The organism is Pseudoalteromonas sp. AOP7-A1-14 (genome assembly GCF_052376275.1).
In the GTDB taxonomy this organism is placed as follows: Bacteria; Pseudomonadota; Gammaproteobacteria; order Enterobacterales; family Alteromonadaceae; genus Pseudoalteromonas.
The window spans coordinates 1-14,374 of the sequence record NZ_JBQSVO010000099.1 but is presented as its reverse complement, the minus strand read 5'-3'; the positions used below and the strand labels follow the sequence as shown (position 1 = coordinate 14,374).

Annotated in this window: 12 protein-coding genes; 5 read left to right on the top strand and 7 right to left on the bottom strand. The window is 38.3% G+C overall.

Features of this window, described 5'->3' with window-relative positions; all coding sequences use genetic code 11:
- Positions 1-60: 60 nt before the first annotated feature.
- Together ACT3RM_RS13945 and ACT3RM_RS13940 are read right to left on the bottom strand one after the other, a co-directional pair.
- Positions 61-987: an electron transfer flavoprotein subunit alpha/FixB family protein gene (locus ACT3RM_RS13945; RefSeq protein WP_441995130.1), complete on the bottom strand. Its 927-nt coding sequence runs from the start codon at positions 985-987 to the stop codon at positions 61-63.
- The gene (locus tag ACT3RM_RS13940; protein ID WP_441995128.1) at positions 988-1,737 is read right to left on the bottom strand and encodes an electron transfer flavoprotein subunit beta/FixA family protein; all 750 of its coding nucleotides are present in this window, start codon (positions 1,735-1,737) and stop codon (positions 988-990) included.
- A 197-nt stretch (positions 1,738-1,934) separates the two neighbouring features.
- Here ACT3RM_RS13940 and ACT3RM_RS13935 point away from each other — a divergent pair, with 197 nt between their 5' ends.
- The 5 genes from ACT3RM_RS13935 (at position 1,935) to ACT3RM_RS13915 (ending at position 7,592) form a co-directional block, all read left to right on the top strand.
- Positions 1,935-3,581: an electron transfer flavoprotein-ubiquinone oxidoreductase gene (locus ACT3RM_RS13935; RefSeq protein WP_441995127.1), complete on the top strand. Its 1,647-nt coding sequence runs from the start codon at positions 1,935-1,937 to the stop codon at positions 3,579-3,581.
- Between the two features lie 100 nt (positions 3,582-3,681).
- Positions 3,682-4,152 (top strand): acyl-CoA thioesterase, encoded by a 471-nt coding sequence (locus ACT3RM_RS13930; RefSeq protein WP_441995125.1) that lies wholly within the window; start codon positions 3,682-3,684, stop codon positions 4,150-4,152.
- Between the two features lie 236 nt (positions 4,153-4,388).
- Positions 4,389-4,961: an outer membrane beta-barrel protein gene (locus ACT3RM_RS13925; RefSeq protein WP_441995123.1), complete on the top strand. Its 573-nt coding sequence runs from the start codon at positions 4,389-4,391 to the stop codon at positions 4,959-4,961.
- Between the two features lie 112 nt (positions 4,962-5,073).
- Positions 5,074-5,778 carry a tRNA (N6-threonylcarbamoyladenosine(37)-N6)-methyltransferase TrmO gene (gene tsaA / locus ACT3RM_RS13920; RefSeq protein ID WP_441995121.1) on the top strand — a complete coding sequence of 235 codons (705 nt, stop codon included), beginning with the start codon at positions 5,074-5,076 and terminating at the stop codon, positions 5,776-5,778.
- 89 nt (positions 5,779-5,867) lie between these two features.
- Complete coding sequence (locus ACT3RM_RS13915; protein ID WP_441995119.1) at positions 5,868-7,592, top strand: proline--tRNA ligase; 1,725 nt, start codon at positions 5,868-5,870, stop codon at positions 7,590-7,592.
- Positions 7,593-7,862: 270 nt separating this feature from the next.
- On the opposite strand, the gene ACT3RM_RS13910 is transcribed toward ACT3RM_RS13915, so the two are convergent.
- The 5 genes from ACT3RM_RS13910 to ACT3RM_RS13890 form a co-directional block, all read right to left on the bottom strand.
- Positions 7,863-10,910 (bottom strand): ATP-binding protein, encoded by a 3,048-nt coding sequence (locus tag ACT3RM_RS13910; RefSeq protein WP_441830642.1) that lies wholly within the window; start codon positions 10,908-10,910, stop codon positions 7,863-7,865.
- A gap of 250 nt (positions 10,911-11,160) precedes the next feature.
- A complete protein-coding gene (locus ACT3RM_RS13905) occupies positions 11,161-11,940 on the bottom strand; it encodes a hypothetical protein (RefSeq protein WP_441830641.1) in 780 nt (259 codons plus the stop codon).
- Positions 11,941-12,184: 244 nt separating this feature from the next.
- The gene (locus tag ACT3RM_RS13900; protein ID WP_441993495.1) at positions 12,185-12,775 is read right to left on the bottom strand and encodes a hypothetical protein; all 591 of its coding nucleotides are present in this window, start codon (positions 12,773-12,775) and stop codon (positions 12,185-12,187) included.
- 166 nt (positions 12,776-12,941) lie between these two features.
- Entirely contained in the window at positions 12,942-13,082 is a 141-nt protein-coding gene (locus ACT3RM_RS13895; protein ID WP_441830639.1) for a hypothetical protein, read from the bottom strand.
- A 561-nt stretch (positions 13,083-13,643) separates the two neighbouring features.
- Positions 13,644-14,054 (bottom strand): hypothetical protein, encoded by a 411-nt coding sequence (locus ACT3RM_RS13890; protein WP_441830638.1) that lies wholly within the window; start codon positions 14,052-14,054, stop codon positions 13,644-13,646.
- Between the last annotated feature and the right edge of the window lie 320 nt (positions 14,055-14,374).

The window sequence follows — 14,374 nt, the reverse complement described above, 5'->3', positions numbered from 1 at the left end:
AAGCTGCGCACCTAAATAGATGCAGCAGCTTTACAACCAGAATTTTTTCTTCATAAAGGTTTACAGTGCTTTTTCAAGCTCAGGTAGTACGTCAAATAAATCCGCGACTAAGCCGTAATCAGCCACCTGAAAAATAGGCGCGTCAGGGTCTTTATTAATAGCGACAATTACTTTTGAGTCTTTCATACCTGCAAGGTGCTGAATAGCGCCGCTGATACCAACTGCAATATATAAATCAGGTGCCACAATTTTACCAGTCTGCCCTACTTGCATATCATTAGGCACAAACCCCGCATCAACCGCCGCACGGGATGCACCAATTGCAGCGCCCAGCTTATCGGCTATACCATTTAACAACGCAAAGTTCTCACCGTTTTGCATACCGCGACCACCAGATATAACCACTGGAGCAGCCGTTAGCTCAGGACGCTCTGACTCAGTTTGCTCAACACTTACAAATTCACTCAATGTTGACTCAATCACGGTATCTATACTACTAATTGCAGCAGCAGGTTGATCGCTTGGTAAATCAAAACTACTCGCACGTACTGTAATCACTTTTTTGCTATCTAAAGATTTCACCGTTGCAATGGCATTACCAGCATAAATTGGCCGTTTGAAGGTATCTGCATCAATCACGTCTATAATTTCAGAAATCTGCGCTACATCTAATAGTGCAGCAACACGCGGCATAAAGTTTTTACCCGTGGTTGTAGCGCTGGCTACCAAATGTGAGTAGTCATCCGCCAGAGATAAAACCAAGTCAGCCATATTTTCTGCTAGTTGCTGAGCATATACGCCGTTATCTGCAACTAACACACTGTTTACGCCTGCAATAGTGGCAACTTGCTCACTCATCGACGAGACATTTTCGCCAGCAATAAGCACATCTACCGGTAAACCTAGCTTTACAGCGGCATTAATTGTTTTATTTGTTTCAGGTTTTAAAGCGCCGTTATCATGATCGGCTATAACTAATGTTTTCATTTAGATCACCTTCGCTTCAGATTTTAATTTTTCAACCAATGTCGCTACATCATCAACAATCACACCCGCCGAACGTTTTTGTGGTTCATTGACTTCGACTAATTGAATGCGCGCAGCTAAATCAACACCTAAGCTATCCGCTGCGATCACTTCCAGTGGTTTGCGTTTTGCCTTCATAATATTAGGAAGTGACGCATAACGTGGTTCATTCAAGCGTAAATCTGTGGTGACAATAGCTGGCAGTTTAAGCGCAACGGTTTGTAGGCCGCCATCGACTTCACGCGTTACATTAACAGTGCCATTTTGCACATCCACTTTAGAGGCAAACGTACCCTGTCCACGTTTTGTCAGCGCGGCCAGCATTTGACCAGTTTGATTGTTATCCGAATCAATCGACTGTTTACCCAAAATAACTAGCTCGGGTGATTCTTGCTCAACAATTTTTGCCAGCAATTTGGCTACATGCAATGACTCAAGCTTTTCGTCCGTTTCAATATGGATTGCTTTGTCAGCACCAAGCGCTAACGCTGTACGCAGCTGCTCTTGTGAGGCTTTTGCACCAATAGTTACGGCAACCACTTCGGTTGCTGTGCCTGCTTCTTTTAAACGGATTGCTTCTTCAATCGCAATTTCACAAAACGGATTCATCGCCATTTTAACATTGGCTAAATCAACATCACTTTTATCCGCTTTCACACGCGCTTTAACGTTGTAGTCAATCACTCTTTTTATAGGCACGAGAACTTTCATGTGAACTCCATTATCATTTTGAACTACAAGCTGACGTACACGTCAACTTATTTATTTTATGAATTCAGACTACTTCCTGTTGACGTAAACGTCAACCTAAAATAACCTTAAACTATTCACCACCTGTAACGTTTCATTTGCAAGTATGAAATAGCCACATAATAACGGCACAGGTCCGTCACTGAGAGAGGTTTAATATGGTCGAACGCGAAACCATGGAATTTGATGTTGTTATCGTAGGCGCAGGGCCTGCAGGTTTGTCTACTGCAATACGTTTAGCGCAGCAAGCACAACAAAAGCAACAAGAGTTAATGATTTGTGTAGTCGAAAAAGGCTCTGAAGTAGGTGCACATATATTGTCAGGTGCTGTATTTGAAACCCGCGCGCTTGATGAATTACTGCCAAATTGGCAAGAACTAGGTGCGCCAGTTAAAACAAAAGTTACAAACGATGAAATCTATTGGTTTAATAATAGTGAAAAAGCGACTCGCTTACCCGACTTTGCCGCACCTAAAACATTTCATAATGACGGAAACTACATTGTCTCCATGGGCAACGTCTGCCGATTTTTAGCAGAACAAGCAGAAAACCTCGGAGTAGAAATATTCCCAGGCTTTAGCGCCCACTCACTGCTTATAGAAGATGATACTGTTAAAGGTATTATTACTGGCGATATGGGTCTAGATAAAAACGGCAATGAAAAAGATGGCTACATGCCAGGGATGGAACTTAGAGCGAAATACACCGTATTTGCAGAAGGGTGCCGCGGCCACTTAGGTAAGCAGTTAATTAACCAGTTTGCGCTAGATAAAGACGCCTCACCTCAACATTATGGTTTAGGCTTTAAAGAAATTTGGCAAGTAGATGCCAGCAAACATCGACAAGGCAAAGTGGTTCACGGTACTGGTTGGCCGCTAAGCGGTGACACCAATGGCGGCGCTTTTATGTATCACAGCGAAGACAATCAAGTCGTCGTCGGCCTAATTATTGACCTAAATTACAGTAATCCACATCTAAGCCCGTTTGATGAGTTTCAACGCATGAAACACCACCCCACTTTTAAAAATGTACTTCAAGGCGGTGAGCGCATAGCTTACGGGGCACGTGCTATTACTAAAGGCGGTTTACACTCACTACCTAAAATGCACTTTCCCGGCGGTTTACTGGTTGGCTGTGAGGCAGGTACATTAAATTTTGCAAAAATTAAAGGCAACCACACCGCCATGAAGTCAGGCATGGTCGCCGCCGATGTAATTTTTGATGCACTAGCAAAAGGTGAAGAGCACACTGACTTAAGTTCATTTAAAAGCGCTTTTGAGACATCGTGGGCCTATAAAGAGCTACATCAGTCACGTAACTTTGGCCCAGTGATGCACAAGCTCGGTAAATTTATGGGGGGTGCCTATAACACGCTTGATCAAAACCTGTTTAATGGTGGCTTACCTTTTACTTTTAAAGACAATACGCCAGATCATGCCACCTTAGTGGACGCTGCATCGGTTGAAAAATTTAATTATCCAAAACCTGATGGCAAACTGAGCTTTGATAAACTCTCTTCGGTATTCTTATCAAATACCAATCATGAAGAATCCCAGCCATGTCATCTGAAATTAAAAGATGCGTCAATCCCGATTAAAGTTAACCTCAGCAAATTCGATGAACCAGCGCAGCGGTACTGCCCTGCTGGTGTTTACGAAGTGCAACAAGTTGAAGGTAAAGACGAGTTTGTGATCAATGCGCAAAACTGCGTGCACTGCAAAACTTGCGATATCAAAGACCCTAGCCAGAATATAACGTGGGTCACGCCCGAGGGGGCTGGTGGTCCAAACTACCCTAATATGTAGCTTTATACTGTTTTTATAAATAAATCCTAAATTGCAGGGGGCTTCGGCCCCTTTTTTGCGCTATGCTAAAGATAACTATTTAATTATCAAGAGTAAGTTTATGCCGTCATCAAGTGTTACTTTTCGTTTTTTAGCTGAACCTACCGATGTCAATTTCGGTGGTAAAGTCCATGGTGGAGTAGTCATGAAATGGATTGACCAAGCGGGCTATGCTTGCGCAGCGGGTTGGAGCGGCCATTATTGTGTCACTGTATCAGTGGCGGGAGTAAAGTTTCAGCGCCCTATTCTTGTGGGACAAATAGTTGAAGTAGAAGCGCGTATTGCCCATACCGGTAAAACCAGTATGCAAATTTTTATACAAGTACGCTGCGGAGACCCGAAAACACAAAACTTAGTTGAAACAAACCATTGTGTAATTAGTTTTATTGCCATGGACGAAGCCGGTTATCCAATTGCAGTACCAGCTTATACAGCCAATACCGCTGATGAAAAGAAAATAGAAAACTACGCCATTAAAATGAAACAAATTGCTATCGAGACTGAAACTTTACTCAACAATACAACGCCTTGATTGCAGTTTGTAAAACCTACCATCCACTTTGAAATATTTGCCTCCTTGAAACTGAATGAGCGAACAAACTACGCTCATTCAGATTAATAAAAAATCATTTTGCTATAAAAAACCACAAAATTTACCCTAAATGTAATTGGCACGCTCGATGCAATACTCTTATTGCAATTAGTAAAATGAAAGTTAAAACCAAAGCAGAAATATTCTGCTAATTTATTTTGTAAAGGAGCTATTAAATGATCAAATCAATTTCACTCTCTGCACTTTCTTTAGCATTACTAGGTTTTGGTAACGCAGCCCACGCAGACATTACTGACATGGACTCTCCACGTATTTATACGGGTATTGGTTACGGGCAATATTCTTTCCAGTTTGAAGATTCAGAAAACGATATCGACTTCGATGATGATGCACAAATGCTTAAAGGTTATGTAGGTACGCAATTTAACAAATACCTCAGCCTTGAACTTGCTTATCAAAACTTTGATGAAGTAAGTGACTTTGACAGCAAAGCAGAAATCGATGGTGTTTCTTTAGCAGCGCGATTAGCTGCACCACTGACAGACAACTTCTCGATTTATGGTAAAGGCGGTTGGTTTGAATGGGATGCAGAAGTAACGCAAGACTTGGGTGAATTAGGCAGCATCAGCGCAGACCAAGACGGCGGCGATGTATTCTACGGTGCGGGTATTGAGTACGCATTTACCACAAACATGCAAGTGCGTTTAGAGTACGAGCGTTATGAATTAGAAGACGATATTGACCCAGATATGGACGTTGCATCAGTATCATTCCAGTACATGTTTTAACATTTAGACCAATAAGTCTAAAAACTAAAGGCAGCGCAAGCTGCCTTTTGCCTATACACAGAATAAATTATACATGTAAAATACGTTCATACTTATTATTCAATGACACACTATGAGCGATTATCAATTATCGGCCGTTGGTCACATTCAGTCTCCTTACAAACAAAAATTTGCTATCCCTCGCCAACCTCGACTTGTACCAGAAGCAAAAGCGAAACTAGTATTTACCCAAGACTTTAATCGCGAAGAGTTCGTAAGAGGTATTGATGAATTTAGCCATATTTGGTTGCTGTTTAGGTTTCATGAAACCGCAGACAAAGGCTACTCGGCAATGGTGCGCCCACCTCGCCTTGGTGGCAATGAACGTAAAGGTGTTTTTGCAACGCGTGCCACTTTTAGGCCAAATGCCATTGGCATGAGTGCCGTGAAGCTTGAAGGTATTGAATATAAAAATAATCAGCTGTCGCTATTACTATCTGGCATTGACTTACTCGACGGCACACCTATATTAGATATCAAACCTTACTTACCCTACTCAGATGCCATGACAGATGCAAGCGCCGGTTTTGCCGATACGCGCCCTGAAACGCTAATGAGTGTGGAGTTTAGCCCAGAAGCATTAAACTTTATCACTTTACAACGTGATTACCCCGAGCTTAAAGGCTTTATAACAAACGTATTAAAACAAGATCCTCGCCCAGCTTATAAAAAACAAAAAGGCGGTGAGCAAAGTTACGGTATGAGCTTGTATGATTTTAATATCCGCTGGCAAGTGAATGGCGAACATAACTATGTAAGTCATATAGAAAATAGCTAAAAAGCGCACTTAGCGCTTTAGTGTCAATGCAACCACTGGTAAACTTATGCGCTTATTGAAATAAAAACTTTATAACTATCGGAATAGCCATGCGTACCAGTCAATATATACTCGCTACACTTAAAGAAACGCCATCTGATGCGGAAATTGTATCGCATCAACTTATGCTACGCGCAGGTATGATCCGCCGCGTTGCCTCTGGTTTATACACATGGTTGCCTTCAGGTTTAAAGGTTTTGCGTAAAGTTGAGGCAATTGTTCGCGAAGAAATGGACAAGGCAGGCGCAATTGAAATGCTCATGCCAGTTATTCAGCCCGCTGACTTATGGGAAGAGTCTGGTCGTTGGGACCAGTTTGGTGATGAACTGGTACGTTTTAATGACCGCCATAACCGCCCTTTTGCACTTGGCCCAACTCATGAAGAAGTGATCACTGATTTTGTTCGTAAAGAAATAAACTCATACAAACAACTGCCAATCACACTTTACCAAGTACAAACTAAAGTGCGTGATGAACGTCGTCCTCGTTTTGGTGTGATGCGTGCGCGTGAGTTCACCATGAAAGACGCTTATTCGTTCCATTTAAGTGATGAATGCTTAGATGCGACTTATCAAGCAATGCATAAAGCGTATTGCAATATTTTTGAGCGCTTAAACCTAGACTACCGTCCTGTCATTGCTGATACTGGTTCAATTGGGGGCAGTGTTTCTCATGAGTTTCATGTTTTGGCTGAATCTGGCGAAGACGCAATTGCCTTTAGTGATAGCAGTGATTACGCTGCGAATATCGAAAAAGCAGAAGCGCTTGCTCCAAATCACTCACGCCCTGAAGCGGCAAAAGAACTAAAGGCATTTCCTACACCTGACGCGAAAACTATTTGCGAACTTAAAAAGCATTATGGTGTTAAGCCACATCGCTGTGTTAAAACCTTGATTGTATATGGTGCTCCTGACGAAGACGGTAAACGTGGTCTTGTTGCGCTTATATTACGAGGCGACCACGAATTGAATGAGTTAAAAGCTGAAAAACACCCGTTGGTTGCTGCTCCTCTTGAAATAGCGAGAGAAGAAGACATCATTTCAGCCATTGGTGCAAAAGCAGGCTCACTAGGCCCTGTTGGTTTAACCATGCCGATTATTGTTGATCGTACAGCTAATGTAATGGCTGACTTTGTAGCGGGCGCAAATAAAGACGGCGAGCACTTGAGCGGCATTAACTGGGATCGTGATGTAACTGAATATCAAATTGCAGATATCCGTAATATTGTTGAAGGTGATGCAAGTCCTTGTGGTCAAGGCGTTTTACAGGTTAAACGTGGTATTGAAGTTGGCCATATTTTCCAACTTGGCACTAAGTATTCAGAAGCAATGAAAGCCGGCGTATTAAGCGAAACAGGTAAAAACCAAATAATGACCATGGGTTGTTATGGTATTGGAGTATCCCGCATCGTTGCTGCGGCAATAGAGCAAAATAACGATCTATACGGGATAATTTGGCCACAACCTATCGCGCCATTTGATTTAGCCATTGTGCCAATGAATATGCATAAATCGCATCGCATTCCAGATATTGCCAATGACCTTTACGATGGTTTAAAATCTGCCGGCCTTGATGTGTTATTTGATGATCGTAAAGAGCGACCTGGCGTGATGTTTAACGACATGGAGTTAATTGGTGTGCCATTCACATTAGTTATTGGTGAGCGCAACCTTGATGAAAATAAAGTTGAGCTTAAAAACCGTCGCACAGGGGAAAAGAAAATGATTGATCTAGGTGATGCTGTCACGTATATCAAAGAAGCGATAACGGCTTAAATAACCTACTTAAGGTATAATACTTACTTATACCTCTTTGAGTTTAGATAATAAAAAACCGCGAAAGCGGTTTTTTATTATGGGCGTCTTAAATTTATAACCTCTTTATAAAGTGGCCATGATTTCAATAATAAAATAACTCTTAAATTATTCCCAAACCATACTAGGTGGATCATAGATTGATCGTAAAAGCGTTGTGTAATTGTCATTAACACCAGCCAAACTAAACTCTAATATCCCTACCTAAATACCTAGCTCCACCATAACTATTTATACTTTTAGCCACCTTGTTAGCTTTTCTTTCAAGGTGGCTGAGTTAATCGGTTTGGTTATGTAATCGCTCATTCCAGCTGCAATACAGCGCTCTTTATCCCCCGCCATTGCACTAGCAGTCATTGCAATAATTGGAATAGTTCTATACGTTTCACCAGATTTACCGTGACGAATAGCTGATGTTGCGTCGTAACCATTCATATTAGGCATTTGGCAATCCATTAGAACGATATCGAAACTATTTTTGGCTTTAGCCAACTGCTCTAATGCATCAACGCCATCATTTGCAATAGTCACTTTAATGTTTGTTTCTTGTAAAATTGCCTTTGCTACCACTGTATTAATCATATTGTCGTCGACTAATAAAACACTAAAGGCCGACAGATCTTGGATTTCTTCTTTTATTTGACTCTTAACTTTCGGTAATTTTTCTAACCTATTCTCAGCCCAAATACTCGCTAAATTAAAAGTAAGTTGATCTTGAGTGAATGGTTTAGTTATACGATGAACGTTAGGCTTATTATCTATTATTTTAGGCTTATTATTTAAAAAGTCAGTTAAAATAAAGATATGCTGGCGTGATTCATCGCAAAGGTAAAGCACCTTTGTTAAACGTGGTTCAGTTTCATCGATTAAAACGAGATCAGCTGTAATCTCTTCAAATTGCTCATTATCATTAAGACGCACAATAGCATCACTTTGAATATCACCACTGGCCCGCAAGAGGTTAACGGTATTAGCATAAACACGATCATTTTTGATCATTACTAAAACGTTAATTGGCTTATCAAGTAGAACCGGCCTTGCTATTTTTCTTTGCGGATCAATTTGCATTTTTATTTTAGCAGTGAAACAACTGCCCTTGCCTTTTTCACTGCTTACAATGATATCGCCATCCATTAAGCGAGCTAATTTACGACAAATTGATAACCCCAAACCAGTTCCGCCAAAGTGGCGCGTTGTACTGTTATCTTCTTGTGTAAATACATTAAATAACTTATCAATATTTTCTTGAGCTATACCTATTCCAGTATCTTTAATTGCAAAATTCATCATGATTTCATTACTTTCAAGTGTTTCGAAATCTAAAGTTAAGCTAACCTCTCCGTGATGAGTAAATTTAATTGCATTGTTAAATAGATTAATTAAAATTTGTTTTAATCGGTGACTATCACCTATTAGTTGACGATCGACTATTTTGTCGGTGTTAACTATTACCTCTAACCGTTTACGCTGCGCTTGAAGCGCCATCGAAGTCACCATATCACTACAAACCGTCACAACATCGAAACTATGATGGTCTATATCTAACTTACCCGCTTCAATTTTTGAAAAATCAAGAATGTCGTTAATTAATGTCATTAACGAGTTAGCGCTTTTAGCAGCTAAACCCAAAAATCGTAATTGTTCACTCGTTAGCGGATCTTTTTTGAGCATCTCGAGCATGCCCAAAACACCATTCATTGGTGTGCGTATTTCATGAGAAATATTTGCAACAAAATCACTTTTTGCTTGGCTTGCAGCTAATGCTTGTGCGGTCGCAGCTTGTAGCTCATTAGTGCGTTGAGAAACTTTTAATTCAAGTGTTCCGTTTAATTTCTCAAGCGCTTGTTGAGTTTGTTTTAAAAATTTAATATTACGTAAAATAACCGCAACTTGGTTACGTTGAGTAAAAACGTCAAATACCCGAGTTAATGTAATTGAGTAATAACATGGGGTGTTTTGTTGATCATAATAAATAGCTTCAAAAGGTAACTTCTTTCCTTGCGTTAAGGTTTCATCCAAGCAATTTTTATCCTGTTCATCTAAAGCAAACAAAGATATAAAACTTGTTTTGTTTTTTACTAAATTAAAACTTGTTTGTGCAGCTTGGTTTCCATGACTGATCACACCATGGTCATCGACTAACATAATCGGGTCAAGAGAACCTTCGATGATCTTAGTATTTTGCTCTTTAAGAGAATCTAATTCTAATTGACGATTTATATAGCGCTGATACAACCAAACTAATAAAAGTAAAGTAGCAAACAACGAAAAAAGCATGAGTATAAAGTTATAACGACGATCAGCAACTTCATCTAATAAAACCTGCGTATCAATCGAAACGGCCAGCGTTAATGGTAGCATGGTGACATTATCGTCAAGTGTAATTTGATGTTTCAGATAATATTGTTCGGGGAAATTAGTCAGTGAAAGTGTATTTTTATCGTTCATATCCTGATTACGATTAAATTCACTTGACCAATTAGCCGTTTCATCAAATTCAAAAGCAAAAGGCAGTTTTGTATTAGGATGGGATAAAAACTGATTATTATTATTTAATAAATAAGTGTTTACACCTACAGGTAAGTCAACCTTTAGACTTTGTAGTAATTCTTCAGCAAAATAATTAGTAACTAGAACTGCAAATACATTACCTTGTGCATCAAATACAGGCTTAGCTAGGCGGTAGGTGCTAACATAAGGAACCTGAATTTCACCATTTTCACGATTATAATTAATAGGCGAGATATAAACGGATTGGTCATCAAGAACAGCGGATTTTACTATATAATCGCGTTGACCCTTTTGTTGTAATTGCTCCCCTAGCACACGTGAAATTGTTTGGCCTACTCGGTCTACCCTAACCAACTCTTTACCCTTATTTGCAAGAGTAATATAACGTGCTTGTGAAAGGTGTTCATCGGTATGCATAAAGCCCATAAATGTTGTAGCAAGACGCTCCTGCCAAACATCAACATTGATGCCATATAAAGGATCAATGTTGTTATTGTGGATAGTACGGCTAATACCAACAATAGAAGGCGTAACATTTAAAAAACGAATAGCATTGACACTATCTTGTAGGCGTCCTTTAAATGCCTGCGCTTTATTATCTAGCTCATGTTCTAAATTAATTTTTTCACTATTAAAAACATCATGACGAACTTTTTTTTCGAATGTATATAACGTCGGAACCGCTAGAATTGCAAAAACGAGGATGGTTAATAAAAATATTTTATTACTTCTAAATAGTAAGCTTAACACCGAAAAAGAATAACGCATTTACCAAGCCAAATTAATATTTAAAAAAGGGACAGTATAAGATCGGCAAAAGCAGCCCTTTTTAAAATCATTATACTAATGTTTTGATGATTGATTTATAGCCTTGTCAAAATACAAAGTTCGCTACTCAAAACTGTATTAAGAAATAAAGTTTGAGTAGCGTCCAATAAAGACTAAAACTTAAATATATATCTGTAACCTCGTACAAAGGTTACAGCACATAATTTACATACTGTTCAATTGTGAACCTCTATTGAGCGATGCCCTCAGATAGCTGTTCAACAAATTTCATAGAGCCTAAGGTAACATCTTTTTTAACTAACCCAGCATCAACCGCAAGCGCTTCGCCTGATAGAGGGTCAGTATCAACAGATTTAAGCTGCAATATAAAATTATTAGTTTTTAAATAAACGGGAAACACAGGATACTGGTAGTTTAACCTACGCATCACTTCTGTTATAGGTTGCTCAAGAACCATCACAAAGCCTTGACCAAATTTACGATCTTCAAGCGTTCTCGATAGTAACCAATCATATTGCTGTTGAGTAACATACTTATTTGGTACTTCTAAATAGCCAATCTCGTGAATAAAGTTTGAATACCGTTCACCTTTTAATTTGTTATCTCCAGACTTAGAGTATTCAATATATTCGTCCTCATCGTTAGCTGGATCAATACTCATTGAAAAAATTTGCTCAGCAGTAAAATTTGGCGCTTGCGATGCCATTTTGTTTAATGCTGTTTCTGCTTTTTTATTAGTGGTATTATAGTCTAAAAAATAAGCTGATTTTTTATTGTGATCAAGTATATATTGACCATCCCACTTCACTGTCATTTCGGTCAAATTTTTATTGGCTAACTTATAATCAGTTCTTAAATAGGTATCGTTAACTCTTACAGTTATATCAGCGTAATGCCCATTATCTTTTGTTATTTCGTATTTTAAAGTCATGTTATGCGCTTTTGCTAACACTTGAGTATTAAACACGATTAGAGAGACAAAACCTGCTAATTTAAATCCGTTATGCATAACCTACCTTTCCTTCATATTTATGTTTATCAAAACGTTTGTTTGTCTGTTTTTAAAAGGTTCAGCAAACGTACTTATCAATCAGTTAAGATTAAAACAATGTAACTTAAGTTAACGTTAACGAAGTGAAATTATTTGCTAATAAAATAGATATTTAAAAATTCATTTTGTTTCTTAAATAGCTATTGATCTTGCTGAGCAAAGTTTGTTCAAGCCCAAGCCTGGATTCATGTAGGATAAAAACCTACACAATAAACCCAAGCAATAATCCCATTGGGATGAGTAATAAATAACTCAAAACCCACCATGAAAAACGATGATTAATTGATACCTTGTGAGTAGAGGTTAGATATTCTATTACTAGCTGATAGTCGTTTAAGTTAAAAGTATGTACACCCAGTTCATTACCAGATTTATCTTTTACTGCAAAGTGGGTACTAAGGTAAGGCCCTTTTGAAAATAATGGAGTGAGAGGAAAGTAATAAAGGACTATTGAGTCAATATTATTATAAGCTGTAAAAGCTTCACGCTTACCTTTAAAGTCAGGCATCAAAATGCCTTTACGAGTTAAGAAAACATCACCATTATAATACGTTCTTTGTAATGAAGATTGTAAAAGTACCAACGCAAAAAATACAAATGGCGTTAATATAAACATACTCGTTAAGCTCGACCCCTGCATTACATATCTAGGTTTACCATCAATGAAAAATGTAAATATAAATGCAGCAAATAACATGCATAAGAATGCTTTAATCGATGTATAAGGTATAGTTCGCTTATGTGCTAGGCAGTACTGCACGTTGTGCTGTAATTTTTTTTCTATGAAATTCATTATAATCAACTACTTTTAAATAAATATTGAGTCCAGATAACCACTAAAAATAAACTTAATTATGGTAAACCGAGTTTTGAAGGCCGGTCTTTGTTTCAGTACCATCAGGTCCTATACCATTACTACTTATCAAGGTTATATTAAGATCATCAAGCTTACTTTGAGTCTAATCACCGTTATAACCTTTTAAGATACGGTCAATTTCTTCCAATGCAGGTTTGCCATCTTTCCAGCTTTGTAATTTAGGCGAAAAATGGTCAAATAAAGCCTGTTTATCTCCTGATTGCAAACTCTCCCATGCAGACATACCTCTGTTTTCAAAGTAACTTTGTTTAGGAGTGTTTGCAATCGCACTATACGACAACGGTGCAAATAATGTAAAAAATATAATTTTAGAAATGTATTATTTATACTACATGGTTTAAGTCAGCTTGATGAAAGCAAAATGTTCCATTTTATTAGTACCCACATTTTCAAATACACATTTTGTGGAAACGAATTTTTTTTCGCCATATTTCGCTTTGATATTTACCGCAGCGTAACCCTCTTTCATTTTTTAGAAAGCTCCATGCTAATAACTTCATAGTTCGGGTTCTGAGAGTACTGTTGGTAACTATCTGCATATTTTGTTAATGTGCTAATCGCTCTTGCCTTTCGTTGCTCGGTATTTTTAAACTCTAAGTGCACAAAACTCATTAGCGTATCAATATCTTTATCAGCTTTGGCTTTACGAAAAAGCTTACAACTTTAGATAAAAACTGGATCAGAATTATTTTCGGCCACAATATTTACATTAGATTCATCCGCAGCAACAAAAAGACTTAATGAAGAACTTACCAGCAGCGTAACTATTTTAATTTTCATTATTTTACTTCCTGTACTTTATAAATAAGGGAGAATTAGTTGTAATATTTAAATTATCATAATCATTACTTTGAGCCGTTGCATCGATAGTAAATTCAACCCCTCCTTCAACCGGTGACCAAGTAAAGCTTTCAACCTGTGGAACGCCGGCTAACAGTACGCCATCATTGCGTAGACAGGTAACCCCCTTAAGGAGTTCTTTTTCATTGGTAGGGTTATATAAATCTTGACCAGCTAAAGACAATAAAATGGTACACGTATCATTCATATCTTCAATTATGAGATCAACGCGGAATAAGTCTGATTGAAAGTCAGCGTTCACAGAACCCTGCACTACACCGACAACTTGTTTTGAATCAGTACAACCTTGTAACAACAACACTGTAGAGATTATTAGTCCTATTTTTTTTAACATACTTATCCTTGTAATTTAAAAGAGAGCCGAAGCTCACTCGTATATTAATCTATGCTCGAATATGACTGTTGAGCATCAGCTGAATCATCAAAAAATTTCAGCCGATAGGATTGGAATTTGGTGTGTTATTTACTGAAACCTCAAAGGGTTACATCGCCATTGTAGTGCGTTTTTTGTAATGACGAGTGAAATAATACCAGCCAAAAAAACGAATGGGGTTAATATAAACATGATTGTTAAAGTAGACCCCTGCAATATATAACTAAGTTTACCATTAATAAAAAATATAAATGCAACAAGTAACATGCATAAGAATGCTT

Bases quoted from the DNA above. Each gene is read 5' to 3' on its own strand.
- ACT3RM_RS13930 (WP_441995125.1), top strand. From the start codon at position 3,682: ATGCCGTCATCAAGTGTTACTTTTCGTTTTTTAGCTGAACCTACCGAT.
- ACT3RM_RS13910 (WP_441830642.1), bottom strand. From the start codon at position 10,910: ATGCGTTATTCTTTTTCGGTGTTAAGCTTACTATTTAGAAGTAATAAA.
- ACT3RM_RS13940 (WP_441995128.1), bottom strand. From the start codon at position 1,737: ATGAAAGTTCTCGTGCCTATAAAAAGAGTGATTGACTACAACGTTAAA.
- ACT3RM_RS13890 (WP_441830638.1), bottom strand. From the start codon at position 14,054: ATGTTAAAAAAAATAGGACTAATAATCTCTACAGTGTTGTTGTTACAA.
- ACT3RM_RS13915 (WP_441995119.1), top strand. From the start codon at position 5,868: ATGCGTACCAGTCAATATATACTCGCTACACTTAAAGAAACGCCATCT.
- ACT3RM_RS13945 (WP_441995130.1), bottom strand. From the start codon at position 987: ATGAAAACATTAGTTATAGCCGATCATGATAACGGCGCTTTAAAACCT.
- tsaA (WP_441995121.1), top strand. From the start codon at position 5,074: ATGAGCGATTATCAATTATCGGCCGTTGGTCACATTCAGTCTCCTTAC.
- ACT3RM_RS13905 (WP_441830641.1), bottom strand. From the start codon at position 11,940: ATGCATAACGGATTTAAATTAGCAGGTTTTGTCTCTCTAATCGTGTTT.
- ACT3RM_RS13925 (WP_441995123.1), top strand. From the start codon at position 4,389: ATGATCAAATCAATTTCACTCTCTGCACTTTCTTTAGCATTACTAGGT.
- ACT3RM_RS13895 (WP_441830639.1), bottom strand. From the start codon at position 13,082: ATGTCTGCATGGGAGAGTTTGCAATCAGGAGATAAACAGGCTTTATTT.
- ACT3RM_RS13935 (WP_441995127.1), top strand. From the start codon at position 1,935: ATGGTCGAACGCGAAACCATGGAATTTGATGTTGTTATCGTAGGCGCA.
- ACT3RM_RS13900 (WP_441993495.1), bottom strand. From the start codon at position 12,775: ATGAATTTCATAGAAAAAAAATTACAGCACAACGTGCAGTACTGCCTA.